This window comes from Streptosporangium sp. NPDC049078, assembly GCF_040648855.1.
Taxonomy (GTDB): domain Bacteria; phylum Actinomycetota; class Actinomycetes; order Streptosporangiales; family Streptosporangiaceae; genus Streptosporangium.
This window is the reverse complement of the sequence record NZ_JBEZEL010000005.1, coordinates 214498-233633: the sequence shown is the minus strand read 5'-3', so window position 1 is coordinate 233633 and position 19136 is coordinate 214498. Positions and strand designations below refer to the sequence as shown.

At 70.5% G+C, this 19136-nt stretch carries 19 protein-coding genes; 5 read left to right on the top strand and 14 right to left on the bottom strand.

Annotation, left to right across the window (positions count from 1 at the left end):
- Window positions 1-68 precede the first annotated feature (68 nt).
- From AB0B90_RS10190 to AB0B90_RS10175, 4 genes are all read right to left on the bottom strand, one after another.
- Entirely contained in the window at window positions 69-1265 is a 1197-nt protein-coding gene (locus AB0B90_RS10190) for a histidine kinase (RefSeq protein WP_362922048.1), read from the bottom strand.
- A gap of 146 nt (window positions 1266-1411) precedes the next feature.
- Window positions 1412-1888: a VOC family protein gene (locus tag AB0B90_RS10185; protein WP_362922046.1), complete on the bottom strand. Its 477-nt coding sequence runs from the start codon at window positions 1886-1888 to the stop codon at window positions 1412-1414.
- Window positions 1889-2326: 438 nt separating this feature from the next.
- Window positions 2327-3061: a DUF3618 domain-containing protein gene (locus tag AB0B90_RS10180; RefSeq protein WP_350943949.1), complete on the bottom strand. Its 735-nt coding sequence runs from the start codon at window positions 3059-3061 to the stop codon at window positions 2327-2329.
- Window positions 3058-3456, bottom strand: a complete 399-nt coding sequence (locus AB0B90_RS10175; RefSeq protein WP_350943950.1) for a phage holin family protein — start codon at window positions 3454-3456, stop codon at window positions 3058-3060. The genes AB0B90_RS10180 and AB0B90_RS10175 overlap by 4 nt, the downstream gene beginning before the upstream one ends.
- Window positions 3457-3930: 474 nt before the next feature.
- On the opposite strand from AB0B90_RS10175, the gene AB0B90_RS10170 reads away from it, so the two are divergent.
- A complete protein-coding gene (locus tag AB0B90_RS10170) occupies window positions 3931-5676 on the top strand; it encodes an NERD domain-containing protein (RefSeq protein WP_350943951.1) in 1746 nt (581 codons plus the stop codon).
- 52 nt (window positions 5677-5728) lie between these two features.
- Here the strand turns inward: AB0B90_RS10170 and AB0B90_RS10165 are convergent, their stop codons facing one another.
- The 3 genes from AB0B90_RS10165 to AB0B90_RS10155 form a co-directional block, all read right to left on the bottom strand.
- Window positions 5729-5887 carry a hypothetical protein gene (locus tag AB0B90_RS10165; protein ID WP_350943952.1) on the bottom strand — a complete coding sequence of 53 codons (159 nt, stop codon included), beginning with the start codon at window positions 5885-5887 and terminating at the stop codon, window positions 5729-5731.
- A 91-nt stretch (window positions 5888-5978) separates the two neighbouring features.
- Window positions 5979-6917: a YegS/Rv2252/BmrU family lipid kinase gene (locus AB0B90_RS10160; RefSeq protein WP_350943953.1), complete on the bottom strand. Its 939-nt coding sequence runs from the start codon at window positions 6915-6917 to the stop codon at window positions 5979-5981.
- Window positions 6918-7028: 111 nt separating this feature from the next.
- Window positions 7029-9722: an immune inhibitor A domain-containing protein gene (locus AB0B90_RS10155; RefSeq protein WP_350943954.1), complete on the bottom strand. Its 2694-nt coding sequence runs from the start codon at window positions 9720-9722 to the stop codon at window positions 7029-7031.
- Between the two features lie 276 nt (window positions 9723-9998).
- Between AB0B90_RS10155 and AB0B90_RS10150 the strand changes: the two genes are divergently transcribed.
- Together AB0B90_RS10150 and AB0B90_RS10145 are read left to right on the top strand one after the other, a co-directional pair.
- On the top strand, window positions 9999-11360 hold the full coding sequence (locus AB0B90_RS10150; protein WP_350943955.1) for an FAD-linked oxidase C-terminal domain-containing protein: 1362 nt from the start codon (window positions 9999-10001) through the stop codon (window positions 11358-11360).
- Between the two features lie 224 nt (window positions 11361-11584).
- Window positions 11585-13435 (top strand): protein kinase, encoded by a 1851-nt coding sequence (locus tag AB0B90_RS10145; protein ID WP_350943956.1) that lies wholly within the window; start codon window positions 11585-11587, stop codon window positions 13433-13435.
- Window positions 13436-13554: 119 nt separating this feature from the next.
- Here AB0B90_RS10145 and AB0B90_RS10140 read toward each other — a convergent pair whose 3' ends face one another.
- Entirely contained in the window at window positions 13555-13962 is a 408-nt protein-coding gene (locus tag AB0B90_RS10140) for a PIN domain-containing protein (RefSeq protein ID WP_350943958.1), read from the bottom strand.
- Window positions 13947-14207 carry a type II toxin-antitoxin system prevent-host-death family antitoxin gene (locus AB0B90_RS10135; protein WP_350943959.1) on the bottom strand — a complete coding sequence of 87 codons (261 nt, stop codon included), beginning with the start codon at window positions 14205-14207 and terminating at the stop codon, window positions 13947-13949. Before AB0B90_RS10135 ends, AB0B90_RS10140 begins: the two co-directional genes overlap by 16 nt.
- A 180-nt stretch (window positions 14208-14387) precedes the next feature.
- On the opposite strand from AB0B90_RS10135, the gene AB0B90_RS10130 reads away from it, so the two are divergent.
- Entirely contained in the window at window positions 14388-14684 is a 297-nt protein-coding gene (locus tag AB0B90_RS10130) for a hypothetical protein (protein WP_350943960.1), read from the top strand.
- Window positions 14685-14866: 182 nt separating this feature from the next.
- Here AB0B90_RS10130 and AB0B90_RS10125 read toward each other — a convergent pair whose 3' ends face one another.
- From AB0B90_RS10125 to AB0B90_RS10105, 5 genes are all read right to left on the bottom strand, one after another.
- Window positions 14867-15823 (bottom strand): TIGR01777 family oxidoreductase, encoded by a 957-nt coding sequence (locus AB0B90_RS10125; RefSeq protein WP_362922041.1) that lies wholly within the window; start codon window positions 15821-15823, stop codon window positions 14867-14869.
- A gap of 89 nt (window positions 15824-15912) precedes the next feature.
- Window positions 15913-16425: an N-acetyltransferase family protein gene (locus AB0B90_RS10120; protein ID WP_362922039.1), complete on the bottom strand. Its 513-nt coding sequence runs from the start codon at window positions 16423-16425 to the stop codon at window positions 15913-15915.
- A 29-nt stretch (window positions 16426-16454) separates the two neighbouring features.
- Window positions 16455-16871 (bottom strand): arsenate reductase ArsC, encoded by a 417-nt coding sequence (locus AB0B90_RS10115; RefSeq protein ID WP_350943966.1) that lies wholly within the window; start codon window positions 16869-16871, stop codon window positions 16455-16457.
- A gap of 68 nt (window positions 16872-16939) precedes the next feature.
- Complete coding sequence (arsB, locus tag AB0B90_RS10110) at window positions 16940-18025, bottom strand: ACR3 family arsenite efflux transporter (protein ID WP_350943968.1); 1086 nt, start codon at window positions 18023-18025, stop codon at window positions 16940-16942.
- Window positions 18022-18405 carry a metalloregulator ArsR/SmtB family transcription factor gene (locus tag AB0B90_RS10105; RefSeq protein WP_362922036.1) on the bottom strand — a complete coding sequence of 128 codons (384 nt, stop codon included), beginning with the start codon at window positions 18403-18405 and terminating at the stop codon, window positions 18022-18024. The genes arsB and AB0B90_RS10105 overlap by 4 nt, the downstream gene beginning before the upstream one ends.
- Before the next feature lie 125 nt (window positions 18406-18530).
- Between AB0B90_RS10105 and AB0B90_RS10100 the strand changes: the two genes are divergently transcribed.
- Window positions 18531-19019, top strand: a complete 489-nt coding sequence (locus AB0B90_RS10100; RefSeq protein WP_362922034.1) for an ArsI/CadI family heavy metal resistance metalloenzyme — start codon at window positions 18531-18533, stop codon at window positions 19017-19019.
- The last annotated feature ends 117 nt before the right edge of the window (window positions 19020-19136 follow it).

The following is a 19136-nucleotide window of genomic DNA, read 5'->3' as shown; positions in this document are numbered from 1 at the left end:
AGGGTGATGAATCAGACATCGCCTGTCAACTTCGCGGGATGAGGGGAAGATCCGGACCGGAGGCGGGCTCACCGGACGGAGACACCGGGATGGTACTTGGGCAGGCGGACGCTGACCTTCGTCCCCGCCCCCTTCGCCGTCTCCACCACCAGGCCGTACTCGTCACCGTAGACCTGGCGCAACCGCTCGTCCACGTTGACCAACCCCACTCCCCCGGCCCCCGAACGCTCGTCGGCGGCACCGGCGAGGATGCGGCGCAGGCGGTCGGGCTCCATGCCCACGCCGTCGTCCTCCACGCTGATCCGGCACTCGGCCCCGGCGTCCTCGGCGACGATCGAGATGCGCCCGATCCCGGGCTTGCTCTCCAGGCCGTGCTGGACCGCGTTCTCCACCAGGGGCTGCAGGCACAGGAACGGCACCGCGACCGCGAGCACCTCGGGGGCGATGCGCAACGTCACCTGCAACTGGTCGCCGAAGCGGGCCCGTTCCAGGGTGAGGTAGCGGTCGATGGAACGCAGTTCCTCGGCCAGCGTGGTGAACTCCCCGTGCCTGCGGAAGGAGTAGCGGGTGAAGTCGGCGAACTCCAGCAGCAGCTCGCGGGAGCGGTTGGGGTCGGTACGGACGAAACTGGCGATCGTCGTCAGCGAGTTGTAGATGAAGTGCGGGGAGATCTGCGCGCGCAGCGCCCGGACCTCGGCCTCCATCAGGCGCGTTCTCGACCGGTCGAGCTCGGCCAGCTCCAGCTGCGAGTCGACCCAGTTCGCGACCTCGTGGGCGGCCCTGACCAGCCCCGCCGAGGCGTGCCCGCCGTACGCGGCGAGCGAGCCCACCACCCTGCCGTCGGTGGTGAGCGGCACCACCACGGCGAACCTGATCGGGCACTCGGGCAGGTCGCACGAGACGACCTCGGGGCCCAGGACGCGGGTCCGGCCTCCGGAAAGCGTCTTGGTGGCGTGGGCGAACGCCTCGCGGGCGTGGTGGTCGCCCTCGCCGTCGTAGACCAGCAGCCGCTCCTCGTCGGTGACCGCCAGCGCCGGGGAGCCCAGCAGCTCCCGAAGGTAGCGGGACGCCTTCTGCGCCCCCGCCTCGGTCAGCCCCGCCCGCAACGGCGGCGCGGCCAGGGACGCGGTGTGCAGGGTCTCGAACGTGGCCCGCTCGGCGGGGCTGCTGCCCAGCTCCCTGCGGCCGCGCAGCACCCGCCACAGCACCAGGGCGGGTACGCCGATCAGCGCGGCGACCACCAACACGGCGACGAGGGGTTCCACGCTCCGGACCTTATACGTCCGGTCACGCCCGCGCCTCGTTCATGGAGATCACGGCCGTCGCCTTTACGATGTAGATTAAATTCTGCCCGCCGGGGACGGAGACCTGTCCTCGCAGGTGGTGAGGCGCGCGGGTGGTGAGGCGCCTCTCAGTCCCGCCCCCGCCCCGGGGCGGGGGTGAAGTCGGCGGCCTGATCCGGCCGGTAGACGCCTTCCGCGCCCACCTGGGCGGCGTGGACCCCCTCGTCGGGGGCGTACAGGCGAATCTGGACGCCGTCGGGGTCGACGAAGCCCAGCGCGTGGCCGGCGGACGCCTTGATGATCGGGCTGTGCGGGACGCCGAGCCCGTCCAGACGCGCGACCCAGGCCTCAAGCCCGTCAAGGGTGACCTGGAGCGCGAAGGGGTCGGCGTCGAAGAGCGCCTTGGCCAGGGAGGGGTTCTCGCGCAGCGCGATCTGGAAGGCCGCACCGGGGACCGTGAAGCTCATGCCCCTGATCACGCCGTCCTCGTCCTGGAAGCTGGTGTGGTGTTCCAGCCCCAGGACCTTCTCGTACCAGGAACGGCTCCGCTCCAGGTCACTCACCCAGATCTTGAGGTGGTGCACACCGGTCATTACGGCGTTCAACTCGTCTCCTCGGGGGGCCTGCGTCGTCGTGACGGTCGTGGTGAAACGGTGGTCGCGGAAGGGCGGCGGCCCTCCGCGTGCCCGAGATCAGAATAGTTCGCCCTCCGGCCCGGCATCCTGGACCTGACAGGACGTCCGGCGGCGGCAAGCTCCGGGTGGGCGGAGAGGAGGGGGTCCGCCGCCCACCCGGAAACGGTCAGATTACCCCGGCAGACATGAGTTTGGCTCGCTTGTGCGCACAGGTATCGGTCCGATCTCCGCGGACCCGACGGCCCAGTCGGGCAGACCGTCGCGCCGGAACTCCCCGACGGTCCGCTTGAGGACCCCCCATCATGCCCCGCGAGGCAGTTCCGAGGGGGTTTGGGGGACGCTTCGGGGGACATGGGCGGGCCGCCCTCGCGAATCGCCGAGAGCGGCCCTTTCCGTGCTACCGGGCATCTACTTCCTCTTGCCCCGCCGCAGGACGCGCAGGACGACCAGGACGAGCGCGGCGAAGGCAGCGACCGTCACGACGGGACGCTTGCTCGCCTCGGTCGTGACCCTGCCCGCCGCGTCCTTGATCTCGGCGGGAGTCGCCTCCCTCACCCTGCCGACGACCTCGGGAGCCGCCTCCTTCACCCGGCCGACCATCTCGGGAGCGGCCACCTTCACCCGCTCCACCATCTCGGTGGCCGTGGTGGCGGTCGCCGCCCCCACCTTGCGCAGGTCGTCGCCCACCTGGGCGGCGGTCTCCTGAATACGGCCCTTGACGTCGGTCTTGTGCACCAGTGCCTCCACTGTGTCGCCCAGTTCGCGGCGGGCGTCCTCGATGTCCCGCCGCAACGTTTCCGTGTCGTTCCCGTCGTCTCCGACGATCTTTCCGATCTTCGCCGCTTCCGTCGCTCCCGCTGCCCCGACACCGGTACCGCCGGTGTTGGCGTACGGGGTGGTCGCCGCCGTCGTCTCCGGGACGACGACGGGTGCCGCGCCCTCCCGGAGCGGGGACGTGCCGTCACGCCCCGGCTCCGAAGCGCCGAGGCCCTCGCGGGATGTGCCCTCCGGCTGGTTCGGCGGGATGTTCAGCGATCCGCTCTCGTCCGGCGTGATCGGCTCGTCGACACCCTTCCTGCGAGATCCGGTGGTTCCGGCGTCCGGCTCAAGCCGGCCGGGTCCGCCCGGGTCTGTCTCGGTCATCGGTGCGCCCTCTCTTTCACCGCGTCGATGTCGTCCTTGACGCTCTCGATGGTCCGTACGGGGGTGGGCGGGGCGGCTTCGGCGACCTGGCGCTTGCCGAAGAACCCGAGCGCGCCGGCCACGACCAGCAGCACCCCGCCCACCAGCGCGGCCGCCGCCCAGGCGGGCATGACCTGCGCGAGCAGCAGGATCACCGCGGCGACCAGGGCCGCGGCCCCGAAGAGGGCGACGATCCCCGCTCCGCCGAACAGCCCCACGCCGATCCCGGCGTGCCTGCCCTTCTCCGTGAGCTCCGCTTTGGCCAGGCGCAGTTCGTCCCTGACGAGACGCGAGACCTGCTCCGACATCTGCCGGATCAGCTCGGACGTCGGCAGTGACTCCTTGGTGTTGGTCATGGACTGCCTCCTCCCTCACAGCAAGGGGACGTCTACCCTCCCCTCCCCCGGCAAACATGGGCCTGGCTGCGATGATCACAGAGGGCTCGGGGGCGTCACCGTGCCGTATCCCATGGCGAACCACTCCATGGCCCGCATTTGATCCGTTTTTGATTTCGAGCCGGGACACCCGCGGCCCGGGCGGACACAGCGGCGATCATGACGACCCGGTCCGGGGAGCCGGGATCACGGCGGTCCGCCAGGAAACCCCGGCCACCCCTCGGCCGGCGAGGCCGGACGCCTCGGCGGAGCGGCACCGCCACCCACGCGTCCGGTGCGGGTGGACACCTCGATCGCTCTCACCCCCGGGATGCGTCATGATCATAGGGAGGCCCGCGTGTCCGAGTGGTGGAAAAGTAGAGGTACGGGCGAAGATGAGCCTCTTGGGATAGTGCGGGGCACGATGAACACGAGCAGGAAGGCGGCACGCTAGAGATGGCACAGATCGTCGGCGGCGGCAGCCCGGTCAACGACGCCGAGCGACGGGTCATCGCACACCTGCGAGACAACGCCCCGGACGACTGGCTGCTGCTGCACAACATCGAGGTGCCCCGCGGAGACGACATCTTCGAGGTGGACGTGATCGTCCTGACCGGCCACTCGCTCTGCGTCATCGACGTCAAGGGCACCCGCGGCCGGATCGAGGTCGCAGGGACCCGCTGGTTCCCGCTGCGGCGTGAGGCGTTCGGCTCCCCCGTCGCCAAGCTGCGCGGCAACGGGCGCGCCCTGAAGGGCCTGCTCACCCAGGAGCGCCGCGAGCTGGACCGGGTCTACGTCGACAGCCTCGTGGTGCTCACCGGCCCCGACGCCGAACTGGTCGACCCCGCGGGCCGCGACTCGCGGCACGTCACCGACCTCGCCGGGCTGATCGACACGCTGAGCGACGTCTCCCGCGTCAGGCGCGGCCACACCACCGACACCGCGCCGTACGGCACCGCGATCATCGAGGCGCTCAACGGGAGCGTGCGGCGCTCCACGGCACCGCCACGCTTCGGCAGCTGGGAGGTGGAGGAGCAACTGGGCGGCGACAACCGGGTCACCGAGTACCGCGCGATCAACGCGACGGTCCCCGGCAGCGAGACGGTCCTGCTGCGCGTCTACCGGGCGGACCCGCTGGCGCAGGAGGAGCCGAGGGCTGCGGAGCGACGGCTGATCACCAACGCCTACCAGGCCCTCACCAGGATCCCCCCGCACCCGTGCGTGGTGCGCGCCCGCGACTTCTTCGCCATCGACGACGAGAGCCGGTTCGTGCTCGTCCTCGACGACGTGCACGGCCAGGCGCTGCACCTGCACCTCACCGCCTCCCCGCCCACGCTCTCCACCGCCGCCCGGCTGGACGTGGTGGAGGACATGCTTCGCGGCCTGGCCCACGTCCACGCCAACAACGTGATCCACCGGGCGCTCAGCCCCGCGTGCGTGCTGGTGACGGAGGAGGGCCGGGCCATGCTCACCGGGTTCGACTACGCCAAGCCGGGGCCCCGCGCCCACACCGTGGCCAACGAGCTGCCCAACGTCCTCGACACCCACTACGCCGCTCCCGAGTGCCAGGCCATGCCCGTGCGGGTGACGGCCGCCTCCGACGTGTACGCGGCCGGGGTGATCGCCTTCCAGCTGCTGACCGGGAGGCTCCCGCCGATCACCCCCGACGCCGAGCCCGCCGCCGCCTCCGGCGAGGCGTCCGTGGAGGTGATGGACCTGCTGCGGCGCATGCGCGACCACGCGACGCACAAGCGTCCCAGCGCCGCCGAGGCCCTCGCCGACCTGCGGCGGGCCCGACGCCCCCGCCCGCCGGAGCCCGCCGGCCCGATCCCCTCCCCGCGGCATCTCGCCGCGGCACCGGATCCCGCCGGATCGGACGCCCGCCCCCGGGACCTCCCGCCCCGGGAAGCCCTCCCCCAGGAGGTCCGGCCACAGCAGCACACCGGCCTCCCTCAGAGCCAGGCCCCGCGGAACTCGGACTCTCCGGAGCCGGACCCTCCGGGCAGCACCGGCGCGGCGGGCACCGTGCCGGCGGGCGTCGGGCGACCGGAGGATCGCGGGCCGGAGGACCTCCCTCACCAGACCCGCCCTCAGGCTCCCGCGCGGTCCGAGGACGAGCGCCCCGAGAGCCCGCCCGCAGCGGAGACGCTGCTCGGCAGGCTCAGGACGGGACTACGGCGCATCACCGGCAAGAAGCCGTGAAGGCGAATCGGCCGCCCACCGTCGTCCGGGCCTGAGCCCGGCGCGGGCGAGGTCAGCGGCGGCGGGTGGGGCCGCCGCGGAAGCGGTCGAGGAGTCCGCGCAGCCTCTGCTGGTTGCGCGGGTCGCGGGCCATGGTCTTGGCCTTCTCCATGTTCCGCCGTCCCTGCGGGGTGCTCAGGTAGCGTCGGACCCGGTCGATCAGCGATGCCATGGTGCCCTCCATCTGTCGGAGACCTCCGACTACCCGGTGACGCCGGTTCCAATCGCCGCCGACACCGGGCCGCACCGGGACCGCACCGGGCTCAGGAGTCGACGAAGTCGTCGGGGACCATCACCCGCAGGCCGTTGGGGATGGTGCGGATCGTGATCGGGGTCATCAGGCGGACCTCGCCGTCGACGTCGGCGGCCATCGGCGGGTCGGTCTCCAGGTGCATCTCGCGCCCCACCACGAAGGGGCCTCCCGCCAGGCTGCGCCAGCGGCCGCTGCCGGCGCGGACCATGGTCTCCAGCAGCAGGCGCAGGCGCTTGCCCGAGCCGAGCTGGTACGCGACCAGGAGCCCGTTGTCGATGCTGATGTCCCTGGCGACCTGCCAGCCGCCGTGGAAACGGCCGTTGGCGATGTTGAGCTGGTGGGTGAGCAGCTCGTGGCGGCGCCCGTCCACGGTGAGGAAGGCACGGAACGGCCGGTGGCCCGGCAGGATCGTGAGGGCCGTGAGCGGGTAGGCGGCGCGGCCGAGAAGACGCTTCACCCCGTGCCTGACCTTGCCCGCCACCTCCACGGAGACCCCGAAACTGGCCAGGTTGGCGAACTCGCGGTCTCCGGCCACGCCCAGGTCGATGTCGGCGACCTTCCCCGTGCGCAGCACCCGGATCGCTCCGGCGAGGTCGAGGGGGACGCCCAGGCTTCGGACGAAGTTGTTGGTCGTGCCCAGGGGCAGCACGCCCAGGGCGACGTCGCGGTGGGCGACGTGCTTGACGGCGGCGCTGAGCGTGCCGTCGCCGCCCCCCACGACGAGCAGGTCGGGCTCGGAGGCGAGGGCCTCCTCCAGGGTGGCGCGCAGGCGCTTGGGGTCGACCACCGGCAGGAAACGGATCGAGTCGAACCCCTCGGCCCGCAGCGCGCGGACCACGGCGGCGTAGTGGCGCCGGCCTCGGCGCGAGCGCGTGTTGACGACCACGCAGACCCTGCCCTTGGTCCGGATGGCCTCGGTGTGCTCGGCCTTGCTTCGAAGCTCTCCCACGCTGCCCCTGTCCGATCGGATGGTCGCCCGTTCAAATGGTAGGGCCCCGCCGTCGATGACGGCGGGGCCCTACCGATTGTGGGATCTCGTTTACCTTGCCGGCCGGTGCCCCTACTTCTTGGGCGGGGTGACCTGCACGATCGCGCCGAGGTCGCCGGGGAGCGGGGTGATCAGCTTGAGCTTCACGCCCAGCGCCTTACCCTCGTCACCGGGGTTGCCCGAGCCGAGGACGTGGCCGTTGCCCATGTCGGTCCCGTACAGCTCGGTGGCCGGGGTGCCGTCGGCGTTGACGATCCGGGTGCTGTAGGGCTGGTCGCCCTCGGACGGGACGACCGTGGAGGCGTCGAAGTCGCGGTAGAACAGGCTGGTGCCGCGCGCCTCGAACCCGGGGTACCAGGTCTTCGCGTCGGTGAACTCGGAGACCCCCTTCTGCGCGGCCACCTTGGTGCAGTACTCGCTGAAGGGCTCACCCGGCCCCTCGAAGCACTCGGTGAAGGGGTAGGTCTTGGCGAAGGAGAAGGCGGCGTTCGAGCTCTGCACGCGGCCGCTCATGTTCTTGAGCGTGGTGGTGTCCTTCGCGGCCGCCGCCCCGGTCCGCCGCAGCGGGTCGAAGTGGGAGTCGACGAGGAGCAGGCTGCCCTTGGAGCCGATGCTCGGCGCCAGGTCGAGGTTGTTCGCCACCGAGTTGTTGGTGTAGTTGGAGTCGCGGAACCACACGAGCAGGCCGGGGGCGTTGTACTTGACCTTCTCCACCTTCCAGGAGCCCTCACGGGAGTAGTTGGTGGCGTAGGTGTACTGCAGGCCCTTGTCGAACCCGTCGAGGTTGCGCCACTCGGCCAGGTAGAACCGGGAGACCTCGCGCTTGCCGTCGTTGACGACCCAGCCCTTGCCGGTGGTGCCGTTGAAGGTGCCGCCGTTCGCCGTCCAGCCGGCGGCACCGCTCTCCAGGTCGTCGCTCCAGACGGTCTGGGCGCCGTTGGTGAGCGCGAAGTCGTCGACGTGCCAGCCGCGCGGGGTGTAGGCCGCGTCGGTGTTGTACGTCAGGCGCAGCTTGACGGTCGTACCGGCGAACGGGGTGAGGTCGACGTAGTCGTGCCGCCAGCCGCCGGTGTCACCGGCGAGGCCGTACTTCTTGTTGCCGAACGCGGCCAGGTTGCCGTTGGGGTCGGGGTAGTCGTCGCCGGTGGAGACCAGGGCGCCGCCCTCGGTGTAGACCTTCTGCTGGGCCCAGGTCGTGCCGCCGTCCGTGGAGACCTCGACGAAGCCGAAGTCCCAGTCCTCCTCGATCTCGTAGTTGTTCCACATCCAGAACTTCAGGTCGCTTCCCGCGGGCACCTGGACGTCACGGCCGATCTTGACGTTCGCCCACTCCTGGTCGAAGTTGGACCAGAACGTCTTGGTGCCGCTGTGCGGCTCGACCATCGTCACCGGAGAGCTCGTCAGGTTCACCCTGACGCCGTCCTGGGTGAGCTTGGGCGTGCGCGAGGCCTGGCCGATCGTCACCAGCCCTGCGCGGTCGCCCGGGTCGAAGACCTTGGGGTTGGCCCAGCCGAGGACCCACTTGCCCCAGAGGCTCATGTGGGTGGGCATCGACTGGAAGATCGGGCCGCTGTGCGAGCCGCTGGACATCAGGTCCCAGAAGTCGACGGCCGAGGAGGCCTGGCCGCTGGTGTCGTACAGGTCGGGAAGACCCAGGTCGTGGCCGTACTCGTGGGCGAAGACGCCGACGCCGGAGTCCTCGGGCTGCACGATGTAGTTGGAGATCTTCACGTTCTGGCCGGGCACCTGGTAGCCGCCGGCCACCGCGCTGGAGTGCGCCCAGATCGCGTAGGTGCCCTCGGCGCCGCCGTCGGAGGACTTGTCCTTGCCCGCGTGGACCAGGACGAGGTGGTCGATCACGCCGTCGGGCTCGGCGAAGTTCCCGTCACCGTCGGCGTCGCCGACGTCCTCGAGGTCGTAGTCGGCCCACGGGAAGTTCGGGTCGGAGGCGGCGAGGGCGTTCACCGCGTCGATGGCGAGCTGGCCGGCCCCGCGCGGGTTGTCCGGGTGGCCGCTCATGTCCTGCACCGGCTGGCCGCAGGCACGCGCGCCGTAGTAGGCCTCGGAGTGCGGGACCTTGATCCACGGGCTGGCCTGGCCGGTGACCGTGTAGGCGCCCTTGGACATCTCCTCGTACATGTTCTTCATGGTGTAGCCGGAGATGTCGATGCCCTTGCGGCCGTCGCGGGGGTCGGTCAGGTCGGTGCGGACGCGCTGGGTGATGCCCTGCTTGCTGTAGAGCATCTTGTTGAAGTGGTCGGGGCTGAAGTCGGGCACCCAGAAGCTGTTGTTGTCCTTGTGCGGCAGGGTGGCCGGGTTGGGGATCCTGTTGTGCAGCGGGCCGTTGAGCAGCGTGCCCGGCGGCTCGGTGACGCACTCGGCCGGGTCCTCGCTGTTCACGTCGGCCGGGCGGGAGAAGCCGGAGAAGTCGTCGTTGGCCTTGTCGTCGAACTCCACCAGCAGCGTGAGGAGCTTGGCCGTCTTGACGGTCTTCGACTTCTTGAAGATGAAGTCGGCGGGGTTGATCCCTGTCCTGATCGCCTGCGCCTCGCGGGCGGCCAGCACCCGCGCGGCCACCGGGTTGCCCTGCGAGTACTTCTCGGCGATCTTCTTGGAGGGACCGGCCTTGCGCGCCTTGGCCGAAGGAACGGCGGGGTCCTTGACCTCCGGCTCGTCCCTCGGAGGCGCGTAGTTGATGTAGTAGTCGGCCGCGGTCGGCTCGTACCGCGCGACCGAGGTGTCGCTCTCGGCCGACGCACCGCTCACGGCCAATCCCGTGACGGCCAGGCCGAGCACGGGGACTATCGCGAGAAGGCGCCTGCGAGCGCTCCCGCTCCTGACTCTGCCGGACAACGTGTCCCCTTCCTGCCGCCCGGGTTCACCGGACGCGTCCACCACCGGCGCGCCGTATGAGCGCGCCGAACGGGGACGTTAGACGAGAAAGTAAAGGAAGAGTCAAGAGACCAAATGATGTTGCGAAACTGCAATAAAACGCGTTTTGTCCGGAGAAGGCACGTTGGCATAGGCCGTAAAGTCCAATATGTGACCGCAATCTCCGCACTCGCCGCCGCGCTCGCACCGGAGAAGGTGCTGACCGATCCCGACGTGACCGACTCCTACGCGCGTGACCGGACCTTCCTGGAGCCGGGCAAACCGCTCGCCGTGGTGCTCGCCCACACCAGGGACGACGTGGTCGCCGTGATGAGATGGGCCACCGAGCACCGGGTGCCCGTCGTCCCCAGGGGCGCCGGGACCGGGCTGGCGGGCGGGGCGACCGCCGTCGAGGGATGCGTCGTGCTCGCGCTGCACAGGATGGCGGCGATCAGGGAGCTCTCCCCCGCCGACGAGATGGCCGTGGTCGAGCCGGGCGTCATCACCGCCGACCTGGACCGGGCCGCCCGCGAGCACGGGCTGATGTACGCCCCCGACCCCTCCTCGTACGAGATCTCCACCATCGGCGGCAACCTCGCCACCAACGCGGGCGGGCTGCGGTGCGTGAAGTACGGCGTGACCCGCGACTCGGCGATGGGCCTGGAGGTCGTGCTCGCCGACGGGCGGGTGATCAACACCGGCAGGCGCACGGTGAAGGGCGTGACCGGATACGACCTGACCGGGCTGTTCGTCGGCTCCGAGGGCACCCTCGGAGTGATCACCGCGGCGACGGTGCGGCTGCGCAGGGCGCCTTCGGTCTACCCGGCGACGATCGCGGCCGAGTTCACCTCGCTCAGGGACGCCGCGGCCGCCGTCTCGGCGATCATCGCGGCCGGATGCCAGCCGTCGCTGATGGAGATGCTCGACCGCAACACGCTCAAGGCCATCGACGACTGGCGGAACATCGGGCTTGAGGAGTCGACCAGGGCGATGCTGATCGCGCAGTCGGACGCGGCCGACGGGCCCGTCGTCTCCGAGCGGATGGCCGAGCTCTGCACCGCCAACGGAGCGGCCTTCGTCGCGGTGTCGTCGTCGGCGCAGGAGGCCGAGGAGCTGATCGGGGTCCGGCGGATGGCCTACCAGGCGAAGGAACGGCTGGGCAAGTGCCTGGTGGAGGACGTGTGCGTGCCGCGTTCCTCGCTGCCGTACATGATCGAGAAGATCGAGGCGATCGCCGTCAAGCACGACGTGCTGATCACCACGGTCGCGCACGCGGGCGACGGCAACCTGCACCCGGTCTTCATCTTCGACCACGCCCTGACCGAGCCACCGCCGCAGGTGTGGGCGGCGGCCGACGAGCTCTTCAGGGAGACCCTGGAGATGGGGGGCACCCTCACCGGCGAGCACGGCGTCGGGCTGCTCAAACGGCGCTGGCTCGCGCTGGAGACCGGCCCGGTCACCGAGGAGATCCACCACGGGATCAAGCAGGTCTTCGACCCGCTCGGCATCCTCAACCCGGGCAAGGCGATCTGAGCGGGCCTTTGAGGGGACCTGCCCCGGATTCCCCGCCTCCCCGGTCGTCGCGGCGCGAGATCGCGAGAGCTCCGAGGCACGGCGTCGACGGCGTCATGGGATCCCGGAGTAACCCGGGCCTCCACCCCCGAGGGGATCTCCTTCACCGTTCACGCTGGTAGCGTTCTGCCCCATCTAAACCTTTTTTGGGTTTTGTTCGGGGACATCGTGTTCGGGGGGACATCGTGACGGCGCCGCTCATCGAGGGGGATCCACCGCGACTGGGCCCGTTCGAGCTGATCGGACGGCTCGGCGAGGGCGGCCAGGGAGTCGTCTACCTCGGGCGGGGGCCCGAGGGCGAGCAGGTCGCCGTCAAGCTCCTGCACCACGGGCTGGTCGGCGACCCCGAGGCCAGAGCCCGCTTCCTGCGCGAGGTGTCGGTCGCGCAGCGGGTCGCCAGGTTCTGCACCGCCGCCGTGCTCCACGCCGACCTCGCCGGCAGCCGCCCGTACATCGTGAGCGAGTACGTCCCAGGCCCGTCCCTGCGCCTGCTGGTCGACCGAGAGGGTCCCCGGCGCGGCGCGTCCCTGGAACGTCTAGCCGTCAGTACGGCCACCGCGCTGTCGGCGATCCACCGCGCGGGCATCCTGCACCGCGACTTCAAGCCCGCCAACGTGCTGATGGGGCCCGAGGGCCCGGTGGTGATCGACTTCGGCATCGCCAGGGCACTGGACGCGCCGGGGATGACGGCGACCGGTGTCGCGATGGGGACCCCCTCCTACCTCGCGCCCGAGCAGCTCGGCCCCGGCGAGGTGACACCCGCGGCCGACGTGTTCGCCTGGGGCGTCACGATGGTCTTCGCCGCGACCGGCAGCCCCGCGTTCGGCCAGGACTCCATCGCGATCGTGATCAACCGGATCCTGAACGCGCAGCCGGAACTGGGCACGCTTGAGGGACCGCTGCGCGACCTGGTCGCGGCCTGCCTGTCCAAGGACCCCGCCTCGCGCCCCACCGCCGAACAGCTCGTCAGCCACCTGATGGGCGCGGCCCCCACCGGCCCCGTCCCGCACCCGGCCGCCCTCCCCCATCTCGGCCCCGCACCCGGCGCCACTGCCGCGACCGGTCCCGGTTCCGCTCCCGCCACCGGCCCCACGTCCGCGACGCCCCCGCGACCGGGCGTACAGGGCGGGTACGGCCCACCACACCAGGCCGGACCGAACCAGGGCGGGCCATCACAGACCGGACCGTCGCCGGGCGGATCAGGTCCGAACGGTCCCGATCTCCACGCAAGAAAGAGGCCCCGGCCCGCAGGGCTCCTGCTCGCCGGAGTGGCGGTCGTGGCCGCGCTCGGCGCGACCGCGGGGGCCGTGGTGCTCTTCCAGGACAACGGGAAGGCCGCGGCGACGCGGCCGGCGGCGACCCCCACCGCGTCGGAGGTCACGGAGCCGGAGCCCGATCCGACGCTCGTCCCCGAGGTTCCGAAGGAGTCCTCCCAGCCCTCGGAAAGGGTTTCCGAGGCGGAGGAGAGAACCGAGACGGCCCCCGCGATCACGTCCTCTCCGTCCCGGCGCACCGCGCGGCCGTCCCCCCGGCCGGACGAGGATCCGGCCGGGGGGACGGAGAAGCCGACGGCGAAACCCGACAACTCCCCCGCACAGACTCCAGGACCGACGACCTCGCCGCAGCCGAGCGCCCCCTCCAAGCCCTCGCCGTCCCCGACACCCACGGCGAAACCGACGGCGAAACCCACCACCGAGCCACCGCGGAGGCCCAACCCCCACACGGCCACCGGCGTCTGCGGCGGCGGCTACAAGGTGATCAACTCCAGGGCGCTGGGCAACGCGGCGACCGTCTATCTCCTCTACAACGCCGCCCAGGGCAAGAACTGCGTCGTCACGATGGCCCGATACGTGACCTCCTCCAAGGTCGCGATGAACGCGATCCTCCAGGTGAAGGGCGGCTCCGCCGCTAGCGACCCCGGTAAATTCACCGCCTACGCGGGTCCCGTACGGCTTCCCGCCGGGAAGAAGTGCGTGATCTGGGGCGGTTCGTACGGATCACGGTCCTGGAAGAGCGGCTGGAGCCACTGCGGCTGAGCACGGGGGATCCCGGCTTCGTCGGCTTCCGTTTCATCCGGTCCGGCCGACTCCGGTCGTTTCCACCACCTCGCGCATGCATTTCGCCCAAGAGCAGCGGAAACCGGACATTGTGGCGTTCAGCGGGAAACGACTTGCGCGTGGACTCCGGGCAGGTCGTCGAACCCGGCGGACGAATCCATCGTGATCACGGTCCTCGCGGTGGCGGCCGCCGTCGCGGCGATCAGCAGATCGTACGCTCCCCGTGCCTTCCCCGAGCGGCGCACATCGGCCAGGAGGCGAGCGTGCACCTTGGCGACGTCCACCGTGTACTCCTCGACCGGTATCAACGCCAGAACCTCGTCCACGAAGGCCTGTCGCCCGGGACGACGCGCCGCATCCGCCAGCTCCACACCGACGAGCAGCTCGGCCACGGTGATCGCGGCGATCGCCACATCGTCGGCATCCCCGATCACCGCGTCCACGGCGGCCTTGCCCCGCTCCGCCGCGATCAGTACGCCGGTGTCCAGGATCAGGCGTCGGGCCACGTGCTCCTCATCTCGTCGTCGACCGCCTCCCTGGCCATCGCGACATCGGCCTCGAAGTCGGCGTCCAGCGTCTCCGCGGCCCTGGCCAGGAAGGCTTTGACCATACGCCCCGGCGCCGCGGGCGCGGGACCGATTACCGCGATCCGTTTACCTCCGCGAGTGACCACGATCGTCTCCCCCCTCTCAGCCTCGTCCAGAACGACCGCGAAGCTCCGAGACGCCTCAGTGGCAGTCATCACCTTCATGAAATCAGACTATCTGATTTTTAGCAGGAATCGCCTCGCCTCGGCATCCAGCCAACAGGGCGGCGGCCTGGGAGTGAACACGCTAGAAAAAGCCGGATTCTCACCACATGCCCGGCAAACCAGCTTGGCCTGCCAGGAGTCATAGGAAGAGCACATATTCCCTCCCCTCGGAGCCTTCCCTTGCTCAAGAACCTGCTCGTGTCGGCGGCCCTGGTCGGCAGCGCCCTGATCGCACCGGCCGCCGTAGCCCTGCCCGCCTCGGCGGCGACCCTCCACGCCCAGGCCCCCGCCGTTTCAGCGGGTAGTCACGCCGCCTGCCAGTACCGACAGGACAAGCAGGTCTGGCGGTGCATCACCCCCGGTGCCTTCTGCCCGAAGGCCGCACGCGGAAAGTACGGGTACGCCAAGGTCACCAACCGCAAGTACCGGTGCCTGTACAAGAACAGCGACCCGTACTGGCGCTGGCGGCGCGCCTGATCCCTGAGACACCGGAGAGCGCCGATCCCCATGCAGGGGATCGGCGCTCTCCGGCGTTCCAGCCCGTCAGCAAAGTGACCATCCTGCGGTCTTCGGGGTTCCTCCGGACACCGGCGGGGCGTCGTCTCGGGGATAGCGTCTCCGCACGAGCCGCGGAACGCCCGTCCACTCCCCCGGGAGGCTCACACCGGGACGCGATCCCCTCCTCGCACACGCTTTACGAGGTCGTCGGCGGCCTCCGGCCAGCGGGCGTGGTCGAAGGTGAAGCCCGCTTCGAGCAGACGGCCGGGGACGACCCGGCGGCTCTTCAGCAGGAGTTCGGTGTCCGAGCGCAGCACGAACGCACCGAGCCCGGCCATCCACCTCGTCGCGGGCAGGCCGACCCGGATCCCCCACGCCGCGCGCAGCGCGCGCATGAAGGCGCGCTGCGGCAGCGGCTCGGGGGCGGCGAGGTTCACCGGCCCGGCGAGGTCGTCCCGCTCGGCCAGGAACTCGACGGCGCGGACGAAGTCGCGGTCGTGGATCCAGGACATGTACTGCGCGCCACCCGCGATCGGACCGCCGAGCCCGAGCCGCGTCATCCGCAGCAGGACGTCGAGGACACCGCCGCGATCGGGACTCATCACCATCGCGGTACGCAGGGCGACCTTGCGCGTGTGCGGGGTTTCTGCCCGTTCCTGCTCCCGCTCCCACGCTTTCGCGATCTCGGCGCTGTAGGCCCAGTAGTCCGGGACACCGGGTTCGCCGCCGCCGATCACACCGGTCGCCTCGTCGTTGGGCGCGTCGAAGCGGTGCGCGTAGACGGTGGCGGTGCTCATCTGCAACCAGACCCGGGGAGGTCGCGCGGCGGCGGCGATCGCCTCGCCCACGACCCGGGTGGAGTGCACGCGCGAGTCCATCATCGCCCTGAGGTTGGCGGCGGTGTAGCGGCAGTCGACGCTGCGCCCCGCCAGGTTGACCACGACGTCGCTGCCGTCGATCTCCCGCGTCCAGTGCCCCAGGGTCTCCCCGTCCCAGCCCACATCGCGCTCCCGCATCGGGCGCCTGGTCAGCACCACGACGTCATGTCCTGCGGCGGTCATCGCACGATCCAAGATCGCGCCTACCTGACCGCTTCCTCCGGGTATCACTATTTTCATTCGGACTCCCCAGAACGTGTGAGGCCAGCCTAGCGCGGCACGCTGAACGCGTTCAAAAGCGGTCGCCCACCGACGGATTCGGGTGCGAGTCAGGAGACGACCGGGCTGCGGCGCTCGATCAGTACGACGTCACGCCAGACGCCGTGGTGGCGTCCGATCCGCTCACGGATGCCGATCACCCGGAACCCGGCGCGTGCGTGCAGGGCGAGGCTCGCGGTGTTCTCGGGGAAGACGCCGGATTGGATCGTCCAGATCCCGGCGGCCTCGGTGGAGGCGATCAGTGCCGCGAGCAGCGCGGAGCCGACACCGCGTCCTCGGGCCTCGGGGTGGACGTAGACCGAGTGCTCCACCACCCCGGCGTACGCGCACCGGTCGGAGACCGCCGTCGCCGCGACCCAGCCCAGCACCCGGTCACCGTCCCGATCGCTGTCGGTGTCGCTGTCGGTGTCGGTGTCGGTGTCGACGGCGACGTGACTGTGGGCGGGCAGCTTGGCCGCCACAAAGTGTTCCCAGGTCGGGACGGCGGTTTCGAAGGTCGCCTGGCCTTCGTCGATGCCAAGTCGGTAGATGTCCAGCACCTGCGCGCCATGCCTCGCGGTCATGGCCGTGACGCGTGGCCCCGCAGTGGTGGTCATGCCCGGCCTGCGGCGGGGACCAGTTCGGCCAGCAGCGCGCGAACCCTGGCATCGATCTCGTCGCGGATGAGGCGTACCTGCTCGACGCCCTGACCGGCCGGGTCGGCCAGCTGCCAGTCCAGGTAGCGTTTGCCGGGGAAGATCGGGCAGGCGTCGCCGCAGCCCATGGTGACGACCACGTCGGCGGCCTGGACTGCCTCGCCGGTGAGCGGTTTGGGGAACGCGCGGGTCAGGTCCAGGCCGAGCTCGTCCATGACCGTGATGACGGCCGGGTTGATGGAGTCGGCGGGGGCGGATCCGGCCGAGCGGACGGTGACACTTCCGGCGGCGTGGTGCTCCAGCAGGGCGGCGGCCATCTGGGAACGTCCGGCGTTGTGCACGCAGACGAACAGAACCTCGGGAAGGGTGGACATGAAGGCTCCTTGAAAGCGGGCGGCGGCCCGTAGCCGGTCGAAGGACAGGGACAACAGAGGTTCTCGGCTCACGCGCGGGCGAGGCGGTGGCGCAGGGCCAGGGAGAGGTAGACCAGCGCGAGCAGGACGGGCACCTCGATCAGCGGGCCGACCACCCCGGCCAGGGCCTGGCCGGAGGTGACGCCGAAGGTGGCGATCGCGACCGCGATGGCGAGTTCGAAGTTGTTGCCCGCCGCGGTGAACGCCAGCGTCGCGGTGCGCGCGTACCCCAGACCGACCAGGTGGCCCAGGGCGAAGGCACCGACCCACATGAGCGCGAAGTAGACCAGCAGCGGCAGCGCGATCCGCGCGACGTCGAGCGGCTTGGAGGTGATCGCGTCGCCCTGCAGGGCGAACAGGATCACGATGGTGAACAGCAGACCCCACAGCGCCACCGGACCGATCTTCGGCAGGAAACGGGTCTCGTACCAGGTGCGGCCCTTGGTCTTCTCCCCCAGGCGGCGAGTGAGGTATCCGGCCGCCAGCGGGATTCCGAGGAAGATGAGCACGGAGCGGGCGATGTCCCAGGTGGACACGTCCAGCGCGGCGGCGGGCAGGCCGAGCCGGCCAGGCAGCGCGACCAGGTAGAACCAGCCGAGCCCGGCGAAGGCGATCACCTGGAAGGCGCTGTTGAGCGCGACCAGCACGGCGGCGGCCTCCCGGTCCCCGCAGGCCAGGTCGTTCCAGATGACGACCATGGCGATACACCGGGCCAGCCCGACGATGATCAGGCCGGTGCGGTAGTCGGGCAGGTCTGGCAGGAAGAGCCAGGCCAGGGCGAACATCAGCGCGGGACCGGCCACCCAGTTCAGCACCAGCGAGGTGACCAGCAGCCGCCGGTCACCGGTCACCGTCTCCAGCCGGTCGTAGCGGACCTTGGCCAGCACCGGATACATCATCACCAGCAGGCCCAGCGCGATCGGCAGCGAGATGCCGTCGACCTGCACGACCTCCAGGGCGGCGCCCAGACCGGGGATCGCCCGGCCCGCCACCAGCCCGGCGGCCATCGCGGCGGCGATCCAGACCGGCAGCCACCGGTCCAGCCTCGACAACCGCACCGGCGGCACCGCTTCGGTCCCCGCCGGGGCGGACGGTGCCTGCGCGGCGCCGCTCACGCCATCGCCGGCATGCGCGGCCCCAGGATCGCCGACAGCCGCGCCAGCACACCCGGGTTGACCCAGTAGTAGACCCAGGTGCCGCGCCGTTCGCAGTCGATCAGCCCGGCCTGGCGCAGCACCTTCAGGTGGTGGCTGATGGTCGGCCCGGTCAGCTCGAAGGCACTGGTCAGGTCGCATACGCACGCCTCGCCGCCCTCGTGGCAGGCGATCAGCGACAGCAGCCGCAGCCGCACCGGATCGGCGATCGCCTTGAACAACGGCGCCAGCTCCTCGGCCTCGGCCGCGTTCAGCGGCTCGCACGCCAGCGGCGCGCAGCATGCCTGCCCGGCCTCGTCGGTCCCGGCCAGGTCCACGATCGGCAGCGCTTGTTTCGACATAGCTCTAAGTTGACAGATCTCTAAGCACCATTGCAAGCTGGCGACATCCGCTGAATAGATATCCATCGAAACAGCGACGCGAGTGGTGACCGCCACCACCCGCCGGAACCTCCTGGAGGACCACCATGTCCCGTGTCCAGCTCGCCCTGCGCGTCTCCGACCTGGAGGGCTCGATCGCCTTCTACTCCAAGCTGTTCGGCGTGGAACCCGCCAAGCGCCGCCCCGGTTACGCCAACTTCGCCATCGCCGAGCCGCCACTGAAGCTGGTGCTCCTGGAAGGTGAGGAAGGCCACGACACCCGCCTGGACCACCTGGGCGTCGAGGTCACCGACACCGCCCAGGTGGAGGCGGCCACCCGGCGCCTGAAGGACGCCGGGCTCGCCACCTTCGAGGAGAACGACACCTCCTGCTGCTACGCCCTGCAGGACAAGGTGTGGGTGACCGCTCCCGGCGCCGAGCCGTGGGAGGTGTACGTGGTCAAGGCCGACGCCGACGTCCTGGGCAAGTCCGCGACCGCCGACCAGGACCCCTCGGCCCCGTGCGCCTGCGGCCCGACTGCGGAACAGGCCCCGGACCAGCCGGTCGGCGCCGCGGCGAGCACCGGCTGCTGCTGACGAACCACCGAGAGATCACCCTGCCTGCCACAACGCGCGACAACCCCGCCAGGAACCACACGGCCGGCCGCGGCAGAAAGCGACAGCGGAAGGGATGATGTGAATCTGGGTGGGATG